This window comes from Amycolatopsis sp. H20-H5, assembly GCF_035828755.1.
In the GTDB taxonomy this organism is placed as follows: Bacteria; Actinomycetota; Actinomycetes; order Mycobacteriales; family Pseudonocardiaceae; genus Amycolatopsis.
Genome location: NZ_JAYMZS010000030.1, coordinates 21,900 through 40,952, shown reverse-complemented (window position 1 = coordinate 40,952; position 19,053 = coordinate 21,900). Strand labels below are relative to the sequence as shown.

Sequence of the window (19,053 nt, the reverse complement as noted above, 5' to 3'; positions counted from 1 at the left end):
TACGGGGCCTGGTGCATAAACACTTTAGAAGTACGAGCTAGCGGCAATGGTGACTGAGAGAGACGGAATTGCGGATTTGTTCCACTTTAGGGTGACTTCGGTTTCCTCAAGGACATGCGCGGCTTGCTTCGCTCGGTCTGTCCATGAAGGACGCCTATACACGATGGTGGTTCCGAGTGGAACCGGCGGCGGGTTCTCGGTAGTTTCCCCGTGCTGGAGGGGAACGGGCCACCGGCCGGATCGACCGGCGACCCTTTCCCCGTCGTCTAGTTGAGGAGTTCCAAAGTGCTTAAGAAGATCTGCGTCCTCGCCGCCGGTTCCGCCGCTTGCATGGTGCTGCTCGGCGGGGTCGCCTCGGCGGGCGAGCCGGGTGGCCACGAGGGTCACCACAACGACGGACAGGTCGGGCTGGTCAACTCGAACAACCTCGACGTCCTGCACAACGTCAACGGCACCCTTGGTTTCTGCGACAACGACGTCAACGTGCTCGGCGTCCAGGTGCCGGTCCGCCACTCGGGCAACGGCCTGGGCATCCCGCTGCTGTCGCCGGGCCTTTCGGCCGCAGACAGCGAGCAGGCCACCAACTGCGCCTCCGGCGGCATCGAGAGCGACGGGTCCTCGCAGCACAGCTGAGTCTTCGTCGCTTCGCTGAAGCGGACAAGGGTGGGGTACGGGTCTTTCACCAAGACCGGTGCTCCACCTTTTTCGCGTCGTGCGAGCGGCGTCCGCCGTTCTGTTTCTCCTGGTAGGGAAAGTGCGGCGACACGATGGTGTTACCGAGTGGAATTACCGGCTTGTAAGCTGTAGTTTCTCTTACGTGGCCAAGGTTGCGAGCGCTGAACGTCGCAACTGGACAGTCCACGGCTGAGGATTCCGGTGGAAGTGGGCGCAGTGCCTCACGTCTCTCCGGTTCCGCATTCTCCCTCGTGGCGGCCTTCGGTCCGTCCACAAAGGAGCGGCGGGAATGCACTGAACCGACATTGAGGAGCTATTTGTGCTGAAGAAGACAGGTTTTGTGGTGGCAGCCGCCGCGGCGGGCATGCTGATGATGGGCGGCCTGGCGTCGGCCGGCACCGTTCACCACGGCCACGACTGGGATGGCGACTTCGGTGACTACGCCAACTACGGCCAGGTCGGCCTGGTCAACCTGAACAACACCGACATCGCGCACAACGTCAACGGCACGCTCGGCCTGTGCGGCAACGACGTCAACGTGCTCGGCGTCCAGGTGCCGATCCGCGACTCGCTCAACGGCGTCGGTGTCCCGATCCTTTCGCCGGGCAAGCACGAGGCCGGCAGCTCGCAGCTGTCCAACTGTGCCTCCGGTGGCGTCATCGACGGTGGCTCCAGCCAGCACAACTGACCTTTGTGGTCTGAACAGGACGGATAAGCGCAAGGAGCCTCCGGGATCCGCGCAGCGATGCGTTCGAGGCGGTGGGCAGGTTCGCGAATTCGCGAACCTGCCCACCGCCTTTTTTGCTGCCCCTTTGTTCTCAGGGGGAAGCCAGCTCAGGACACCAGCGCGAGGATCAGCGGGGTCGCGATGAGCGCGCCACAGGCGACGAGGTTGATGCGGCGGTACTTGGGCGAGCAGCGCGACGAACTCGCGCAGGAAAGCGCTGGGGAGGAAGTAGAACGCCGTCGGCGCGCCCGCGACGTTCACCGGGAGCCCCAGCCTGCGCGCGAGCACGGCGGTGCGGAAGACGTGGTAGTTGTTCGTCACCGCCACGGTCCGTCCTCGTGTGCCGTGGCGGGTGATCACCTCCATCGAGAACCGGAGGTTCTGTTCCGTCGTCTCCGCCCGGTCCTCCAGCAGGACGTGCTCGGTGGACAGCCCTTCGCCCACCAGGTAGTCGCGCATGGCGATCGCCTCCGGGACCTCCTCGTCGGGCCCCTGCCCGCCGGAGACGACCAGCACGGGCGCGCTCCCGGCCGCCGTTTCCCGCCGGTACAACCGAAGTCCGCGATCCAGCCTGCTGGCCAGCAGTGGCGGCACGCGGTCGCCCAGCAGCCCGGAGCCGAGCACGATGATGGCGTCCACCCCCGGCCGGCGGCCGAACCTGCTGTACAGGAACGAATACGCCAGCAGGGAGACGAACAGGAAGCCCAGGTAGACCGCGGCCAGCAGCAGGGAAATGACCAGCGCCGAGCCCCAAAGTCCCAGAGGGGCGAAGAACAACACGGTCAGGGTGACCATGCCCAGCCCGGTGAGCAGGGACAGCAGGTTCGGCAACCGGCGGCCCTCCCGGCGCAGCATCAGCACGCCGTTCACGATCAGGGCGACCGGCAACGCCAGCACCACCAGCAGCGCCAGGGCTTCGAGGGCGACGACGAGGTACGGCGCCAGCCCCTGGAAGTCGAACGCGCGCAGGAGCAGCCACAGGCCGGACAGCACGACCGCCGAGCCCAGCCAGACGGCGTTGCTGAGGCGGCGCGGTTCACGCACGACGCCGGCCACGAACACGGCCAGCGCCACGACGGCCAGCGCCAGGAGCACGTACCCAGCGACAGCCATCACGTTCTCCCTCGACCCGCACCCTTGCGTCGCCCAACCTAAAGGGTGCCGAGGCGGGCCCGCCAACCGGCCGGTGGCCAAGCGCCGGAGCGCACCGCAACCCGGAACCGGGCGAACCGCCTCTTCGGGTCGAGAACACGGGATCGGCGAGCGCCGCGCCCGGCGGTTCGTGAAGATCATCGGTGTGCGGGTGTCCACCGTGCCTCGGGGGGTGCGGTGGGCACCCGGTCCCTGACCGGCTTTCAAGCAGGGGAGTCCGGCCAGAACCCCGGCCCCGGGGTCATGATCCGCTTCGGGTCGAAGCGCGCTTTCGCCGCTTGGAACGCAGGCCACGCTTCGCCGTAGTGCGCCACCCACTCGCTCGGCTTCAGCCCCGGTGGGCCGATCGGATAGGTGGTGCCGCCCGCCTGAAGCACGCACTCGTAGAACCTGCGGTTGCGTTGTGCCATCCGGAGGATCGCGCCGGGTTCGGCCGGGTCGGCCGTCAGCAGCAGCGCGAACAGGAAGGCGACCGGCTCGTCCGGCAGCCGCAGCAGCGGGGTGCCGGAGCGGGCGGTGTGGACCGGGTAGAGCAGAATGACCCCGCACGGCGCCAGGTCCACCAGCGTCAGCTCCGCCATGATCCGGCCGACGACTTCGGCGGCGGCCGGGCCGGGCAGGAACACGTTCAGCCAGGGGTGCGGCAACTCCCATTCCTTGATTTCACGCCGGAACGCGACCCCGGGGGCCAGCCGGTCGAGGAACTCCGGGTACGTGGTGTCCTCGATCTCCACCGCGCCCGGTTCGTGGCGCAGCCCGGCGAGGAGCGCGTCGCTGTCCACATCGGACAGTGTGGGGACGAAGGTGGCGACCTCGAGCTTGTACTCGGGCGTCCCGGTCTCGCCGAGCCCGGCGGAGCCCTCGACGTAGTCGAACCGGTCCTCGGCGATGAGCCGGGACTGATCGGCGGTCAAGGCCCCGAGGTCGGTGTAGCGCAGCCGGTAGCAGCGGGACATCGGCAGTGCCGGGATCAGCCGGATCGTCGCGCGGACCAGCACGCCGAGCTGGCCGAAGCCCGCGCGTACGGCGTCGAACAGCTCGCGCTCGTGCTCCCGTGAGCAGGTGACCAGCTCACCGGCGCCGGTGACGACGTCGAGTTCGAGCACCGTGTCCGTCTGCGCGCCGTGGCGGTGGGACATCCCGCCCAAGCCGCCCGCCGAAAGCGTTCCGCCGACCGTGGTCTCCAGATAGTCCGTGAGCACCGGCGGCGTCAGGCCGCGGGCCGTGGTCGCCGCGACGACCGCGCTCCACAGCGCCCCGGCGTCGACGACCACCCGATCCTCGGCGACCAGGTGCACCGTGTTCAGCGAGCGCAGGTCGAGGATGATCCCGCCGTCGACCAGGCCCTGGCCGTTCATCGCGTGCCCGGCCCCGCGCGCCGCGATCGGGAGCCCGTGCGCACCGGCCCACCGGATGGCGGCCACGACGTCCTCGACCGAACCGGGCCGGAGCACCGCGCCCGGCACGCGGCGCACCAGGCGGCCGAAGTCGGTGGCCGCGACCTCCGCGGCCACGCCGGTCAGCAGGGTCCCGCCGCCGAGCGGGATCGATCCGAAGCCGGCCGGTGCGGCCATGCGTCAGTCTCCTTCGTACTGGGAGAGCCCGGCTTTCGCCGATCTCGACGGCCTGGCGCCGGTTTCCCGAGCTTCCGCCTACCTTCCCAGATCGTCGAGCGCCGAGGCGAGCCTGCCGGAGTCTCTCGCGCCGAGGTCCAGACCTTGGGGGCTTCCGGAGGCGGTAGTCGTCCGGCTACCTTGTGTGCTCGGGTGAGGACGGGGAGTCCCGATGGCGGAGCGGCAGTCGTATCGGCAGGTGTGGGCGCGTCGCGAGTACCGGGTGCTGTTCGTGGCGACGCTGGTGTCGGTGGCCGGGGACCAGTTCGCCAGGGTGGGGCTGTCGGTGCTGGTCTACGACCGGACCCGGTCGGCCGGGCTGACCGCGCTGACGTACGCGCTGACCTACCTGCCGGACGTGCTCGCCGGGCCGCTGCTCTCCGGGCTCGCGGACCGGTGGCCGCGGCGGCGGGTGATGATCATCGCGGATCTCACGCGCGCTGTCCTGGTCGCGCTGATGGCGATTCCGGGGATCCCGCTGGCCGTGGTGGCCGGGTTGCTCGTGCTGGTGCAGGCCGCCGGCGCGCCGGGGAACGCGGCGCGGGCGGCGGTGCTGGTGGCCGTCCTGCCCGACGCGGACGAGTACGTGCTGGGCAAGGGCGCGATGGACATGGTGGTGCAGCTGGCGCAGGTGGGCGGGTTCGCCGGCGGCGGCGCGCTGGTCGCCGGGGTCGGCGCCGGGGACGCCCTGGTGGCCGACGCGGCGACGTTCGCGGTCTCCGCGGCGGTGGTGTGGTTCGGGATCGCCCGCCGTCCGGTGCCGGTGGCGGACGGCGTGGTCGCGATGGCGGGGCTGGCCCGCTGGTGGTCCGACGTGTCCGCGGGCACCCGGCTGGTCCTGACCACCCCGCGCCTGCGGGCGCTGGTCGGGCTCGCCTGTGTGGCCGCGTTCTCCGGCACCGTCGAGGGGTTGGCCGCGCCCTACGCGGCCGGACTCGGCTCCGGTGCCGCTGCGGTCGGGTTGCTGCTGGCCGCCAGCCCCGCCGGGGCGGTGCTCGGCATGGCGCTGGTGTCCCGGCTTCCCGCGGCCGTCCGGGACAGGCTGATGGCGCCGCTCGCGCTCGCCGCCTGCCTGCCACTGGTCGTGTGCTTCGTCCGGCCTTCACTCGGGGTGACCGTGGCGCTGTGGGCGATCTCGGGCGCCGCGAGCGCGTATCACCTGCCCGCGTCGGCGGCGTTCGTCCGCGCGGTGCCCGACCATCGCCGCGGCCAGGCTTTCGGGCTCGCCGCGACCGCGTTGAAGACCAGCCAGGGCCTGGGGATCGCCGCGGCCGGGCTGGCGGCGGACCGGGCCCCGGCCGCGGTCGTGGTCGCCGTGGCAGGCGGACTCGGCTCACTCGCCGCGTCGCGCCCCCGTCCGGTGCTGAACCCGGTCAGTGACCCGAGCTCCACTCGTTGCCAGGGAGGAACCATTCGTTGCCCGGCCGGAACCACTCGTTGCCGGGCCGGAACCACTCGTTGCCGCGGGTGTTGCTCCACTCGTTTCCGTGCTCGTTCATGGCGGAAGGCCTTTCTGGCTGGTGTTGCTCCGGGAGGGTGACTGCTGATGAGACTATCGACACTCGGTGACGAGTCGATTACCGTAGTGTTCCCGTTGTCAGGTTGACGCCCAGCAGACGATCGGACACAGCGTGCACGACAGACCCCGGTTCCCCGCCCAGTGGCGGTTGTGGTCGCTGCCGCGGCCGGTGCTCGGGCTCGGGCTCGCCGTGGATCTCGCCGCGGTGACGGTGTCCGTGCTCAGTTCGCTGCGCACGGCCGGGACCCCCACGGAGCGCGGCTGGTTCGCCGTCCTCGCCGGTGCGGCGGTGCTGCACCGGGAGGCCGAGCGCCGCCGCGAGCTCTCCGTCGAGGGCTCGCCGTACACCAACCTGAAGTCGCTGTGGGTCTGCGCCGGGCTGATCCTCCTCCCGTTGTCGCTGGTCGTGGTCCTGATCGTGATCTCGTACGGCTACTGCTGGCTGCGGGTGTACGGGACCGCGATCGCGTACCGCAAGATCTACTCGGCGGCCACCTTCGTGCTCGCCTCCGCCGCGGCTTCGGCGGTCCTGCACACCGGTGGTCTGACGGTCGCGCCCCGGCTGCCGTCCGGGCCGTGGTCGCTGCTGATCGTCGCGGCCGCCGCGCTCTGCTGGTGGCTGGTCAACTACGCGCTGGTCGTCTGCGCGATCCTGCTGTCGGCGCCGAGGCCGACCCCGCGCCAGGCGCTCGGCGAACCGGCCGACCAGCTCGTCGTCGCCGCGGCACTCGGGCTGGGGGTGGCCGCGGCAGCGTTGCTCGTCACCGCGCCGTGGGTGCTGCCGTTCTCGATGATCGCGGTGCTCTGCGTGCACCGCGACCTGCTGCTCCCGCAGTTCCAGCGGCAGGCCCGCACCGACGCGAAGACCGGGCTCGCCACCCCGGTCTACTGGGCCGAGGTCGTCACCGCCGAACTGCGCCGTGCGCGGCTGACCACCGGCAGCGTCGGCGTGCTGTTCCTCGACCTCGACCGGTTCAAGCGGATCAACGACGAGTACGGCCACCCGGCCGGGGACGAGGCACTGCTCGCGCTGGTCACCATGGTCCGGGCGGCGGTGCGTGGCCAGGACCTGGTCGCCCGCTACGGCGGCGACGAGCTCGCCATCGTGCTGCCCGGCACCGGTCGTACCGAACTGCTCGGCGTCGCCGAACGGCTGCGCCGCCGCCTGGCGGCCACCCCGATCGTCCTGACCAGGACCGGCGGTGAGCCGGTGACGGTGACCGTCACCGCGTCCGTCGGCGCCGCGTGTTACCCCGAGGATGGCGTCACGCCCGACCAGCTCTTGCTCGCGGCCGACCGCGCGCTGCTCGGCGCGAAGACCGCCGGGCGCAACCGGACCAGGCTCACCGAGCACTTCCCCGTGCCGCGGATGCCGATGCGCAGCCGTGACGAAACGGATCTCAGCGCGTAAAAGCCTTGTGGCTCAAGCGTTCAGGAGCTCGGCTACTGTCCGATGTGGATCGATCGTCACATCCAGCGCCCGCAGGTTCCCGTCCAGCAGTGACCAGATCGACGTCGTGAGGAACTCGGCGAGCCGGTCGCTGGTAAGCGGGCGGCGTTTGTCGGCCAGCCACCGGTTGACCGTGGCGTCGACGAACCCGACTACGCCGAACGCGATCGACGGCGCGAGGTCGGTGTCCTTGCCGAACCGCTTGAGCACGGCCGAGAACAGCTGTCCAGCCTGGACCGCGATGGCCGTCTTGGTGCCGGTGACCACGGCCGAGGCGCCCGTCGCGGCCTTGGTGTTCGCGCCGAGGAACGCGTGCAGCCGGGGGTGGCGCTCGATCCAGCCGAGGTAGGTGCCGACCGCGCGGCGGATCGCCTCGGTGACGGTCCCGTCCGGCCGCAGGGTCGGGGCCAGTTCCGTCATCAGTGACTCGATGATGCGCTGCCGGATCTGCTCGTCGAGGTCGGCGCGGTCGGTGAAGAACCGGTAGACCACCGGGCGCGGCACGCCCACCCGCTCGGCGATCTGCTTGACGCCGACGCCGGGCCCGTCCTGCTCGATCGCGGCGACCGCGGCGTCGAGCACCTCGAGCCGCCGCTGGGCCTTGTGGGCGTCCCAGCGGGTCGACCGGCCGTCGACGTCGGAGTCCTCGTTCGCCGCGTTGAGCATCGCCTCAGCCTACTTCCCGGAAATTACCCGCTACATCTTGTCACATCAACTTAGGTGATACAGACTGTCACGGTAAACTGCGGACCGAAGGAGAACCTCCCATGACCAAGGTGAACGTCACCGTCTCGCTGCCGAGCACGCCGGAGAAGACCTGGGACACCATGTCGGACCTGGCCCGCTTCGAGGAGTGGCTGACCATCCACCAGCGGTGGAGCGGGGAGCTGCCCGCGGAGATCAAGGCCGGGGCCAAGATCACCGAGGTCGTCTCGGTGATGGGCATGGCCAACAAGATCGAGTGGACGGTCGACGAGTACGACGCGCCGCGTTCGCTCAGCATCAGCGGCCTGGGCATGGCCGGGGTGAAGGTCTCGTTCACGCTGTCGGTCAGTGCCGAGGGCGAGGGCAGCCGGGCCGAGATCGACGCCGAGTTCACCGGCCAGATGATCGTCGGGCCGATCGGCATGGCGGTCGGCAAGAGCACCCGCGGTGAGCTCGACAAATCGGTCGCCAAGCTGGCCGAGCTGGTGGGCTGAGGCGCCATGGCTGCCACCACCTACGAGCTCGGCCTCGGCCTCACCGAAGAGCACACCGCGCTCGCCGACTCGGTGCGCGGGTTCGCCGAGCGGCACCTCGGCGCGGCGGCGCTGCGGGTCGCCGCGGACGCGAAAACCGAGACCCTGCCGCCGTTCTGGGGCGAACTGGCCGCACAAGGCCTGCTCGGCCTGCATATTCCCGCCGAGCACGGCGGCGAGGGCGCCGGGCTGCTGGAACTCGCGGTCGTCCTGGAGGTGCTGGGCCGGGCCGCGCAGCCGGGGCCGCTGCTGCCGACCGTCCTCGCGTCGGCGTTGCTGGTCGCTTCGGACGCCAAGGCGAAGGGCGAGCTGCTGCCGGGCCTCGCCGACGGTTCGCGCACGGCCGCGGTGGGGCTGGCGGGCCCGCTCGAGGCCGAGTACACCGCCGAAGGCGTCACCGTGTCCGGCTCGACCGTCGGGGTGCTGGGCGGGGCGGTCGCGGACCTGCTCGTGCTGCCCGCCCGGATCGGTACGGAGATCCGGTGGGTGGTACTGGACAAGGCGGACCTGAAGATCCGCGAGCGCGACAGTCTCGACGTCGTCCGCCGGTCCGCGCTCGTCGAAGCGACCGGCGTCCTGGTGCCCGAAGGGCGGGTACTCGAGGGGCTCAGCGCCGTCCGGGTCCGCGCGATCGCGGCCGTGCTGCTCGGCGCCGAAGCGGTCGGCGTCGCGTCCTGGTGCACCTCGACCGCCGCCGACTACGCCAAGGTCCGGGTCCAGTTCGGCCGCCCGATCGGCCAGTTCCAGGGTGTCAAGCACAAGTGCGCCACCATGGGCATCGAGCTGGAACGCGCTCGCGCCACGGTGTGGGACGCCGCCCGCGCGCTGGACGCGAAGGACGACACCGCCGAGTTCGCGGCCGCCGTGGCGGCGGTGGTCGCGCCCGACGCCGCGGTCAGCTGCGGCGCGGACTGCGTCCAGGTGCTCGGCGGCATCGGGTTCACCTGGGAACACGACGCGCATCTGTACTACCGGCGCGCGCTCACCCTGCGCGGGCTGCTCGGCCGCAGTACACAGTGGACGGACGTGGTGGCGAGGCACGCGCTGGACGGCGGTTCCCGCGCGGTGCGGATCGATCTGCCCGAGGGCGCCGAGGAGGTGCGCGAGACGGTGCGCGCGGACCTGGCCGGGATCGCGAGCCTCGGCGAGGACGAGCGGCTCGTCGCGCTGGGCGACGGCGGTTGGGTCCAGCCCTACCTGCCCCGCCCCTACGGCCGGGCCGCGGACCCGCTGGACCAGGTCGTCATCGGCGAGGAACTCAAGCTGGCCGGAATCCAGAGCCCGGAGCTCCTGATGGGCGGCTGGGCCGTCCCGCCGATCGTCGCGTTCGGCACGGAGGAACAGAAACAGCGCGTGGTGGTGCCCACCCTGCGCGGCGAAGTCGTCTGGTGCCAGCTGTTCTCCGAGCCCGGCGCCGGTTCGGACCTCGCCTCGCTGTCCACCAAGGCCGAGCGGGTCGACGGCGGGTGGCGGATCAACGGGCAGAAGATCTGGACCACGGTGGCACAGTTCGCCGAGTGGGGGATGCTGATCGCCCGCACCGATGCCAAGGCGCCCAAGCACGAGGGCATCACCTACTTCATCCTGGACATGGCCACGCCGGGGGTGACGGTGCGCCCGCTGCGCGAGGCGACCGGCTCCCAGCTGTTCAACGAGGTCTTCCTCGACGACGTGTTCGTCCCGGACGACTGTGTCGTCGGCACACCGGGGCAGGGGTGGGCGGTCGCCAGGGCGACGCTGTCGAGCGAGCGCGTCGCGCTGGGCCGGGGCAACGCCTCCTATCCGACTCTCGCCGATCTGCTGAAGTTCGCCGGCGGCCGTGAACTCGACGCCACCGCGATCCACCGCGTCGGGGAATTCGTCTGTGAGAACCAGGTGCTCGACCTGCTCGGCGCGCGGACCGTCCTCAAGCAACTGTCCGGAGTGGACGTCTCCGCGACGTCGAGCGTCGGCAAGTTCCTGAGCATGCGGTTCGGCCAGCGGATCGCTGAGTTCTGCTTGGCGGAGCTCGAGGTCGCGGGTGTCGTCGCGGTGCGGGGCGAGCCGAGCGACAAGTGGATGGACCAGGTCGTCGCCTGCCGGGCGATGACGATCTACGGCGGCACCACCGAGGTACAGCTCAACGTGATCGGCGAGCGCATGCTCGGGCTGCCCCGCGACGCGGACCGATAGCCCTCACCCCCTGGTGCGCGTTGTCGCCGGGCCCCGCACCTGAAAGCCCGACGCGAGGGCGGCGAGCGCGTCCTCCATCAACGCCGAGAGCCCGGCGCCGGGGGTCGCGAGCCACCGTTCGTACGCGGCGACGGCGACCCCCAGCGCGGCGTGGGCCAGCGCCTGCGGCAGCAGGTCGTCCACCGGCAGCGCGAGCCGCGCGGCGACGAACTCGGCGACCACCCGGCGCCAGTCGGCGTAGCGCAGCGTGGCGTGGGCCTGCAGCGCGGGGACGGTCAGGATCAGCGTCATCCGGCGGCGGTGCCAGCGCTCCTCGGCCTGGTCGATCCGGTTGAACCCGGCGACCACCGCACGCAGGGCGTCCATCACCGGCAGCTCCGCCGGGCAGCCGGCGAACCGGGCCCGCATCCGGTCGAGCTCGCCGTGGAAATCACCCCAGGGCACGTCGTTCTTCGACGGGAAGTACCGGAAGAACGTCCGGCGCCCGATCCCGGCGGCCGCCGCGATGTCGTCGACCGTCGTCAGCTCGAAGCCCCTGTCCTCGAACAGGCCGAAGGCGACGTGCTCGATCTCCTGACGCGTGGTGGCCGGCCGGCGGCCGCCGCGGGCGGGGGCGTTCGTCTGATCGGGCACTTCCGGCATCCCTTCCTGTCAAACGGCACTCGGTGCCATTACCTTGTCAGAACCGGTTGCACAGCTACCCGAACGGCCAGGACGAAACGTCCGGAAGCACGGTGGGACGGAAGTATTCCGGAGCTAGCGTCGTCGTGGTCGCCCCGACACGAGGAGGACAGCATGTCCGAACAGGCGCAGGAAGTCGACGAGACCCCGGTCGTCGAGGAGTTGCTCGTCGAAGAGGTTTCGATCGACGGCATGTGCGGCGTCTACTAGGCCGCGCCGTGGACCTGGACAAGCACTACCGGCTCAACCCGAGGGTGGCGTTGCGTCCCGAACCGTTCGGGGCGCTCGCCTACCACTTCGGCAACCGCAAGCTTTCGTTCCTCAAGGCACCCGACCTGGTCGAGTTCGTCCGCGAGCTCGGCGGGCACCCGAGCCTGCGGGCCGCGCTCGGCGCGTCCGAACTGTCCGAGACCCGGCGGGCCGGCTACCTCAAGGCCCTGGAATCCCTGGTCGCGACCGACATGATCGTGGAGGGCACATGACGGCGACACTTCCCATCCCCGCACTGGTCGAGCAGTTCAAACACGGCCTCGAAGCACCGATCTGCCTGACCTGGGAGTGGACCTACGCGTGCAATCTCGCGTGTACGCACTGCCTGTCCTCATCCGGGCGGCGCGACCCGGACGAGCTGTCGACCGAGGAGATCAAGACGGTCATCGACGAGCTCGAACGGATGCAGGTCTTCTACGTCAACGTCGGCGGCGGGGAACCGACCGTCCGGCCCGACTTCTGGGAGCTGCTGGACTACGCGGTGGCGCACCACGTCGGCATCAAGTTCTCCACCAACGGGGTGAAGATCACCCCGCAGCGGGCGAAGCAGCTGGCGTCGACCGACTACGTGGACGTGCAGATCTCGCTCGACGGGGCCACCCGTGAGGTGAACGACGCCGTGCGCGGGCCCGGCTCCTACGACCTGGCGACACGCGCGCTGGCCAACCTGGCCGAAGCGGGGATGAAGGACTTCAAGATCTCCGTCGTGATGACCCGGCACAACATCGGCCAGCTCGACGAGTTCAAGCGCATCGCCGACGGTTTCGGCGCGCAGCTGCGCATCACCCGGCTGAGGCCTTCCGGCCGTGGCGCCGACGTCTGGGACGAGCTGCACCCGACGGCCGCGCAGCAGCTGGAGCTCTACGACTGGCTGGTGGCCAACGGCGACAAGATCCTCACCGGCGACTCGTTCTTCCACCTCAACGCGCTCGGCTCGACCTCGCTGCCCGGGCTCAACCTGTGCGGAGCGGGCCGGGTCGTCTGCCTGATCGACCCGGTGGGCGACGTCTACGCCTGCCCGTTCGCCATCCACGACGTGTTCAAGGCGGGCAACGTCCGTGGCCGGGGTTTCGGTGCGGTGTGGCGGGATTCGGAGCTGTTCGCCGACCTGCGCCGCCCGCAGACCGGCGGCGCCTGTACCTCCTGCCCGGCGTTCGACAGCTGCCAGGGCGGCTGCATGGCGGCGAAATTCTTCACCGGGCTCCCGCTGGACGGCCCGGATCCCGAGTGCGTCAAGGGACACGGCGAGCAGGCACTGTCCACACGCGACGGTGCGCTGCCCAAACCGGGCGGGGACCATTCCCGCACGGGCGCCCGGAAGTCGGTGTCGCTCGGCCTGCCGTCGGTCCGGGTGCCGGACCGCGCGTGCGACACGAGCCCGCTGGCCGGGCTGGGCTAGCCGATGGCCAGCCTGATCGGCGACGTCCCGCTCGGCGCCCGGACCGCTCCCAGCCGGGTGCTGTTCGGGCCGCACGAGACCAACCTCGGCCGTGGGCGGGCGTTCTCGGAGCGGCACGTCGCCTACTACCGGCGGCGTGCCGAAGGCGGCGCGGGCGTGGTCGTCACCGAGATCGCCTCCGTGCACGACTCGGACTGGCCCTACGAGCGGGCGCCGCTGGCCGCGGACTGCGGTCATGGCTGGGCTGACGTCGTCACGGCCTGCCGCCCGCTGGGCACGCTCGTGCTCGCCGGGCTCGGGCACGCGGGTTCCCAGGGCTCGTCGGCCTACTCGCAGCAAGCGCTGTGGGCCCCCTCGCGGGTGCCGGACGTCGCGAGCCGGGAGCTGCCGCTGGAGCTGGACGAGGCGCAGATCGGGGCCGTCGTCGCGGGTTTCGCGGCCGCCACCGGGGTCGCCGTCGAGTCCGATGTGGACGGTGTCGAGGTCAACGCCGGGCAGTTCAGCCTGCTGCGGCAGTTCCTGTCCGGCCTGACCAACCAGCGGGGCGACCGCTGGGGCGAGGACAAGGCGACGCTGCTGCGGGAGGTGCTGACCGCCGTGCGGCGTGAGCTCGGGGACCGGGTGCTGGGCCTGAGACTGTCCTGCGACGAGCTGGCGCCCTGGGCGGGGATCACCCCGGACCACGCCGCCGAGCACGTCAAGGGCCTCGCCGGGATGATCGACTACCTGGCCGTCGTGCGCGGTTCGGCGATGGGCACCTCGGCCACCCGGCCGGACCTGCACACCGAACCTGGCTTCACGATCGACCTGTGCCGGGCCATGCGCGCCGTCGCGGGGTTCCCGGTGGTGCTGCAGGGCAGCGTCGTCGACCCGGGACAGGCCCAGTGGGCACTGGACGACGGCGTCGCGGATCTGGTGGAGATGACCCGCGCGCAGATCGCCGACCCGGACCTCGTGGCGAAGGTCCGTGCCGGGACACCGGTGCGGCCGTGCACGCTCGACAACGCGCGCTGCCTGGTCCGGGACAACCGCAACCCGCTGGTCTCCTGCTCGGTCGAGCCGCGCAGCGGTCACGAGACCACCGATCCGCCGATCGAGCCCGCGGTGCCCCACGACGGGCGCGCGCTGGTCGTCGGCGGGGGACCGGCCGGGCTGGAAGCCGCGCGGGTGCTCGCGCTGCGCGGGTATCGCGTCCGGCTCGCCGAGCGGTCCGCCGAACTCGGCGGCGCGCTGCGCCTCGCCGCGCTGGCCGGGGGCCGGGCCCGGCTCGGGACGTTCGCGGACTGGCTGATCGCGCAGGTCGGGCAGCTGGGGGTCGACGTCCACCTGGGCACCGAGGTCACCGGCTTCGCCGACGCCCCCGAGGCCGTGGTGCTGGCGACCGGCAGCAAGCCGGGCCTGCGCGGCTATCGGACGGCCCCTGGTGCCCAAGTCGTGGGCTACCACGAGTTCTACGCCGGCGGCGCGTCCCTTCCGGACGGGCCGGTCGTGGTCTTCGACCCGGTCGGCGGGCCGATCGGCGTCGGCACCGCCGAGCTGGCCGCGGCCGGTGGGCGGCCGGTCGCGCTGCTCACCCAGGACCACGTCGTCGGCACGCTGCTGGCCATCACCGGCGACCTCGCCGACGCGAACCGCCGGGTGCAGCAGGCCGGGGTGACGCCGCACAAGTCCTCGCTGCTGCGCGAGGTCCATTCGGGACACGCGGTGCTGGAGAACCGGTTCACCGGCAAGCGGATCGAGATCGAGTGCGCCCTGCTGATCGACTGCGGCCACCGCCTGCCCGACCACACGCTCGACCATCCCGGAGCGATCCGCGCCGGGGACTGCGTCGCGCCAAGGACCGTCCACGACGCCGTCCTGGAAGGTCGCCGGGCCGCGCTGGCGCTGGCCTCCCGCACCCCGGCGGCGGTGGCGCGATGAGCGGCGGGCGGTACAAGTACCTGTTCAGCCCGCTGCGGCTGGGCCCACTGACCGTGCGTAACCGTATCGTGTTCTCGGCGCACCTCACCAACTACGCCGAGAACGGCCACCCGACCGAGCAGCACGCCGCGTACTACGCCGAACGCGCGGCCGGCGGCGCCGGGCTGATCATCACCGAGGAGCACTCTACCCACCCCACGGACTGGCCGTACGAGAAGCTCATCCACGGGTTCTCCCCATCGGTGATCCCCGGCTACCGGCGGATCACCGACGCCGTGCACGCCCACGACGTCCCGATCCTCGCGCAGCTCAACCACAACGGCGGCCAGGCGTCGAGCATGTACTCCCGGCTGCCGGTGTGGGCGCCGAGCGCGGTCGCGGACCCGATGTTCCGCGAGGTGCCCAAGGCCGTCGACGCCCGCGAGATCGCGGAGATCGTCCACGGGTACGGCCTGGTCGCCGGGCACTGCGCGCTGGGCGGGTTCGACGGCGTTGAGCTGCAGTGCTCGCATTCGTCGATCGTGCGGGGGTTCCTGTCCCCGGCGACGAACGTCCGGACCGACTCCTACGGTGGCCCGCTGGCCCACCGCGCGCGGATCCTGCTGGAGATCGTCGACGTCGTCCGGGAGGCGATCGGCCCGGGGCGCGCGCTGGGCGTGCGCCTCTGCGGGGACGAGCTGATCGAGGGCGGCACGACCATCGACGAGGCCGTCGAGGTCGCGCGGCTGGTCGAGGCGACCGGCAAGGTCGACTACATCAACACCTCCATCGGCGTCGCCACCGCGACGCTGTACATGATCGAGGCGTCGATGCACATCCCGCCGGGCTACGCGATGTTCATCCCCAGCGCGATCCGCGAAAAGGTGAGCCTGCCAGTGGTCGGCGTCGGCCGGTTCAAGGATCCCGTCCAGGCCGAACGGGCGCTCGCCGAGGGACAGTGCGACCTCATCGGGGTGGTCCGCGGCCAGATCGCCGACGCCGATTTCGCCCGCAAGGCCCGGTCCGGCAACGCCACGCACATCCGAAGTTGCCTGTCGTGCAACCAGGAGTGCGTCGGCCGGATGGGGCTCAACCGGTGGCTCGGCTGCATCGAAAACCCGCGCACCGGCAAGGAAAGCACCCCGCTGCCGCTGCCGACGGCCCGGCCGGGACACGTGCTGGTGATCGGCGGCGGGCCCGGTGGGTTGCAGGCCGCGGTGACGGCGGCGAAGCGCGGGCACCGCGTCACGCTCGTCGAACAGGCGGAGCAGACCGGGGGACAGGTGGCGCTGGCCGCGACCGTGCCCAGCCGCGCGGAGTTCCTCGACCTGACCCGCAATCTGCTGGCCGAGTGCGTGCGCCTCGGCGTCGAGGTGCGCACGGGCGTGACCGCCGACCTCGATCTCGTGCGCGCCGAGCGGCCCGACGCGGTCGTGCTGGCGACCGGCGCGAAACCGGACCGGCCTTGGTGGGCCGGGGAACTGGACCGGATCGTCGACGTCCGGCACGTGCTCGACGGCAGTGTCAGTCCGGAAGGGACGGTCGTGGTGGTGGACGATCTCGGCTTCCACCAGGCGACTTCGGTGGCCGAGCTGCTCGCCGACCGCGGCTGCGCGGTCCGGGTGCTGACCTCGGGCATGGTCGTGGGCCAGGATCTCGGCATCACCCTGGACCTGGAGAACTGGAACGTCCGCGCCGACGCCAAGGGCATCGGGCAGGAGACGGATCTCGTTGTAATGGGCGCAGTAACGGGCGCCGTGATGGGGGCCGCCGAGCAGGGGGACGGTGTCGAACTGCGGCTGCTGCGGCACACCACGGGCGAGAATTCGACGCTCCGGGCGGACTGGGTCGTCTGCGCGGTGCACGCCCGGCCCGCCGACGAGCTGTGGCCGGAACTGTCCTCTTCGGACTTCCGGGCGGTCCGGGTCGGCGACTGCCTCACCCCGAGGCGCGCGCACGCGGCCGTGATCGAGGGCCACCGGGCGGGGGCGGCCCTGTGATCGCGGTGATTCCCGTGCGCGGCGGCCTGCCCCCGGCGGGCGGCGACGAGACGGTGGCCGAGGCGGGCGGAGAGGCGATCCTCCTCGGTGAGGACGTCCGCGCAGCGGCCGCGGCGCTGCCGTCCTTGCGCTGTGGCAGGCTCGCCGAGGCCGGTCCTTACGCGCCGGGCGCGTGGGCCGAAGGGCTGGCCGCCGTGCTCCCGGCCGGTGAATCCGTGGTGCTGCCCGCGTCGCCGGACGGCCGTGATCTCGCGCCCCGGCTCGCGTTCGTGCTCGGGTTCCCGCTGCTGGCCGGAGCCGTCGAGGTCACCGGCACCGGGGCGGCGCTGGCGCGGCACGGTTCGCGGGACCTGGTCGTGGCCGAGGTCGACGGACCGTTCGTGGCGACCCTGATTCCCGGCTCCCGCGCCGCCGCGCCGGTGGACGTCGGAGAGCTCACCGAGCTGGTGTGGGTGACGCGGCCCGGCGACGCCGAGGTCGTCGAGGTCCTGCCCCCCGACCCGCGAACAGCCGACCTCGCCGAGGCGCCCCGCATCCTGGTCGCGGGCGCGGGGCTGACCAGGGGCGGCGAACCCGCTGGCAAGGACGCCGTCGCGCTGCTCGAACGGGTCGCGGGGGCGCTGTCGGCGTCGGTCGGCGCGACCAGGGTCGTGACCGACGCCGGGTTCACCGGACACCAGCGGCAGATCGGCACGACCGGGGTGGTGGTGAACCCGAAACTGTACGTCGCGTTCGGGGTTTCCGGGGCCGCCCAGCACGTCGGCGGCCTTGGCGATCCCGAGCACGTGGTCAGCGTGAACCTCGACGCGAGCTGCCCGATGACCGCGCTGGCCGATCTCGGTCTCGTCACCGACGCGACCGCGTTGCTGACCGAACTCGCCCGGCGGCTGGAGGTCACGCATGACTGAGTACGCGGGCCCCGCGGCGGTGCCGGTTCGCGGGGCGGCTGTCCCGGCGACCCGGTTCGACGTGGTGGTCGTCGGCGCGGGCCCCGCCGGATCGGCCGCCGCCCTCGAGCTCGCGCGCGCCGGGCACCGGGTCGCGCTGGTCGAGCGCGGCGCGTTCCCCGGCGCCAAGAACGTCTACGGCGGGGTGGTCTACGGCCGGATCCTCGACGAGCTGGTCCCGCGCTGGTGGGAGGAAGCCCCGGTACAGCGCTGGGTGACCCGGCGCCAGACCATGCTGCTGACCCCGACCCAGGCGCTCACCGTCGACTTCCGGACCGAGGCATGGGGCGAACCGCCCTACAACGGCGCCACCACGCACCGCGCCGAGTTCGACGCCTGGCTGGCGGGCAAGGCCGAGGCCGCGGGGGCCGAGCTGATCACCTCGACCGTGGTCACCGGCCTGCTGCTCGACAGCGCCGGGCGGGTTTCGGGCGTGCGCACCGACCGGCCGGACGGCGACCTGGGTGCGAAGGTGGTCATCGCCTGCGACGGGGTGAACTCGTTCCTGGCCAAACAGGCCGGGATGTACCCGCCGGGCCAGCTCGAGCACACCACGCTCGGAGTGAAGGAAACCCTGGCCCTGCCGAGGGAAACGCTCGAAGAGCGGTTCGGCGTGCGTGGGCGTCACGGTGTCGACATCGAGATGGTCGGCTGCACCCGCGGCATCCCCGGCGGTGGCTTCCTGTACACGAACCTCGACTCGGTCAGCATCGGTGTCGTGCTCGGACTGGAAGGGCTCGGCGAGTCGAAGATCCGGCCGGAGCAGCTCATCGCCGAACTCAAGGCGCATCCCGCGATCGCGCCGCTGGTCCGCGGCGGCGAGCTGACCGAGTACGCCGCGCACCTCATCCCGGAGGGTGGCTACCGGACGATGCCGCGGCTGACCGGGGACGGGATGCTGGTGAGCGGGGACGCGGCGGCGATGTGCCTCGCCGCCGGGATCTGGCTGGAGGGCGTCAACTTCGCCATCGGGTCGGGGATGTACGCCGGGCGCGCCGCCGCCGAAGCACTGTCCACAGGGGACACCACGGCGGCCGGGCTGGCCGGGTACGAGCGGCGGCTTCGCGACTCGTTCGTGCTGGCCGATCACCGCAAGCTCGCCGGTGCGCCGGAGCTGCTGCTCGGCGAGCGGATGCAGACGAAGTACCCGGCGATGGTGTGCGACCTGGTGGAGAATCTGTTCCAGGTGAACAACCCGGCGCCGAAACCGGGTCTGCGCAAGCTTGCGCGCCGCAGCGCCAGACAACACGGGGTGCGGCTGCGTGACCTGGCCAAGGACGCGATCGCCGGTTTCCGGGCCTACGGATAGAG

General features: G+C 71.5%; 16 protein-coding genes and 1 pseudogene. 13 read left to right on the top strand and 4 right to left on the bottom strand.

The window, feature by feature from the left end:
- The first annotated feature begins 285 nt into the window (after positions 1-285).
- On the top strand, positions 286-633 hold the full coding sequence (locus tag QMK34_RS18710) for a hypothetical protein (protein WP_326415371.1): 348 nt from the start codon (positions 286-288) through the stop codon (positions 631-633).
- Between the two features lie 361 nt (positions 634-994).
- Positions 995-1,363, top strand: coding sequence for a hypothetical protein (locus QMK34_RS18705; RefSeq protein ID WP_326415409.1), 369 nt, complete (start codon positions 995-997; stop codon positions 1,361-1,363).
- 297 nt (positions 1,364-1,660) lie between these two features.
- Here the strand turns inward: QMK34_RS18705 and QMK34_RS18700 are convergent.
- Together QMK34_RS18700 and QMK34_RS18695 are read right to left on the bottom strand one after the other, a co-directional pair.
- Positions 1,661-2,197, bottom strand: a pseudogene (locus QMK34_RS18700) (YdcF family protein); the annotation flags it as partial.
- A gap of 560 nt (positions 2,198-2,757) precedes the next feature.
- Complete coding sequence (locus QMK34_RS18695) at positions 2,758-4,128, bottom strand: FAD-binding protein (protein ID WP_326415370.1); 1,371 nt, start codon at positions 4,126-4,128, stop codon at positions 2,758-2,760.
- A gap of 211 nt (positions 4,129-4,339) precedes the next feature.
- On the opposite strand from QMK34_RS18695, the gene QMK34_RS18690 reads away from it, so the two are divergent.
- Both QMK34_RS18690 and QMK34_RS18685 read left to right on the top strand, forming a co-directional pair.
- Positions 4,340-5,707, top strand: a complete 1,368-nt coding sequence (locus QMK34_RS18690; protein ID WP_326415368.1) for an MFS transporter — start codon at positions 4,340-4,342, stop codon at positions 5,705-5,707.
- Between the two features lie 91 nt (positions 5,708-5,798).
- Positions 5,799-7,097: a GGDEF domain-containing protein gene (locus QMK34_RS18685; RefSeq protein ID WP_326415366.1), complete on the top strand. Its 1,299-nt coding sequence runs from the start codon at positions 5,799-5,801 to the stop codon at positions 7,095-7,097.
- Positions 7,098-7,109: 12 nt separating this feature from the next.
- On the opposite strand, the gene QMK34_RS18680 is transcribed toward QMK34_RS18685, so the two are convergent.
- Positions 7,110-7,802, bottom strand: a complete 693-nt coding sequence (locus QMK34_RS18680) for a TetR/AcrR family transcriptional regulator (protein WP_326415364.1) — start codon at positions 7,800-7,802, stop codon at positions 7,110-7,112.
- A gap of 101 nt (positions 7,803-7,903) precedes the next feature.
- On the opposite strand from QMK34_RS18680, the gene QMK34_RS18675 reads away from it, so the two are divergent.
- Both QMK34_RS18675 and QMK34_RS18670 read left to right on the top strand, forming a co-directional pair.
- Positions 7,904-8,335, top strand: coding sequence for a type II toxin-antitoxin system Rv0910 family toxin (locus tag QMK34_RS18675; RefSeq protein WP_326415362.1), 432 nt, complete (start codon positions 7,904-7,906; stop codon positions 8,333-8,335).
- Positions 8,336-8,341: 6 nt separating this feature from the next.
- The gene (locus QMK34_RS18670; RefSeq protein ID WP_326415360.1) at positions 8,342-10,546 is read left to right on the top strand and encodes an acyl-CoA dehydrogenase; all 2,205 of its coding nucleotides are present in this window, start codon (positions 8,342-8,344) and stop codon (positions 10,544-10,546) included.
- Positions 10,547-10,549: 3 nt separating this feature from the next.
- Here QMK34_RS18670 and mftR read toward each other — a convergent pair whose 3' ends face one another.
- A complete protein-coding gene (mftR, locus tag QMK34_RS18665) occupies positions 10,550-11,179 on the bottom strand; it encodes a mycofactocin system transcriptional regulator (protein ID WP_326415358.1) in 630 nt (209 codons plus the stop codon).
- Between the two features lie 162 nt (positions 11,180-11,341).
- Here mftR and mftA point away from each other — a divergent pair, with 162 nt between their 5' ends.
- The 7 genes from mftA to QMK34_RS18630 are packed head-to-tail and all read left to right on the top strand — an operon-like array spanning position 11,342 to position 19,051.
- Entirely contained in the window at positions 11,342-11,437 is a 96-nt protein-coding gene (gene mftA, locus QMK34_RS18660; RefSeq protein ID WP_326415356.1) for a mycofactocin precursor MftA, read from the top strand.
- Positions 11,438-11,445: 8 nt separating this feature from the next.
- A complete protein-coding gene (mftB, locus tag QMK34_RS18655) occupies positions 11,446-11,709 on the top strand; it encodes a mycofactocin biosynthesis chaperone MftB (RefSeq protein WP_326415354.1) in 264 nt (87 codons plus the stop codon).
- The gene (gene mftC, locus QMK34_RS18650; protein ID WP_326415352.1) at positions 11,706-12,896 is read left to right on the top strand and encodes a mycofactocin radical SAM maturase; all 1,191 of its coding nucleotides are present in this window, start codon (positions 11,706-11,708) and stop codon (positions 12,894-12,896) included. Before mftB ends, mftC begins: the two co-directional genes overlap by 4 nt.
- Before the next feature lie 3 nt (positions 12,897-12,899).
- Entirely contained in the window at positions 12,900-14,816 is a 1,917-nt protein-coding gene (locus QMK34_RS18645) for a mycofactocin system FadH/OYE family oxidoreductase 1 (RefSeq protein ID WP_326415350.1), read from the top strand.
- Positions 14,813-16,795, top strand: a complete 1,983-nt coding sequence (locus QMK34_RS18640; protein ID WP_326415348.1) for a mycofactocin system FadH/OYE family oxidoreductase 2 — start codon at positions 14,813-14,815, stop codon at positions 16,793-16,795. Before QMK34_RS18645 ends, QMK34_RS18640 begins: the two co-directional genes overlap by 4 nt.
- Entirely contained in the window at positions 16,792-17,703 is a 912-nt protein-coding gene (locus QMK34_RS18635; RefSeq protein ID WP_326415346.1) for a mycofactocin-associated electron transfer flavoprotein alpha subunit, read from the top strand. The genes QMK34_RS18640 and QMK34_RS18635 overlap by 4 nt, the downstream gene beginning before the upstream one ends.
- Positions 17,696-19,051, top strand: a complete 1,356-nt coding sequence (locus tag QMK34_RS18630; RefSeq protein WP_326415344.1) for an FAD-dependent oxidoreductase — start codon at positions 17,696-17,698, stop codon at positions 19,049-19,051. Before QMK34_RS18635 ends, QMK34_RS18630 begins: the two co-directional genes overlap by 8 nt.
- Positions 19,052-19,053: the final 2 nt, after the last annotated feature.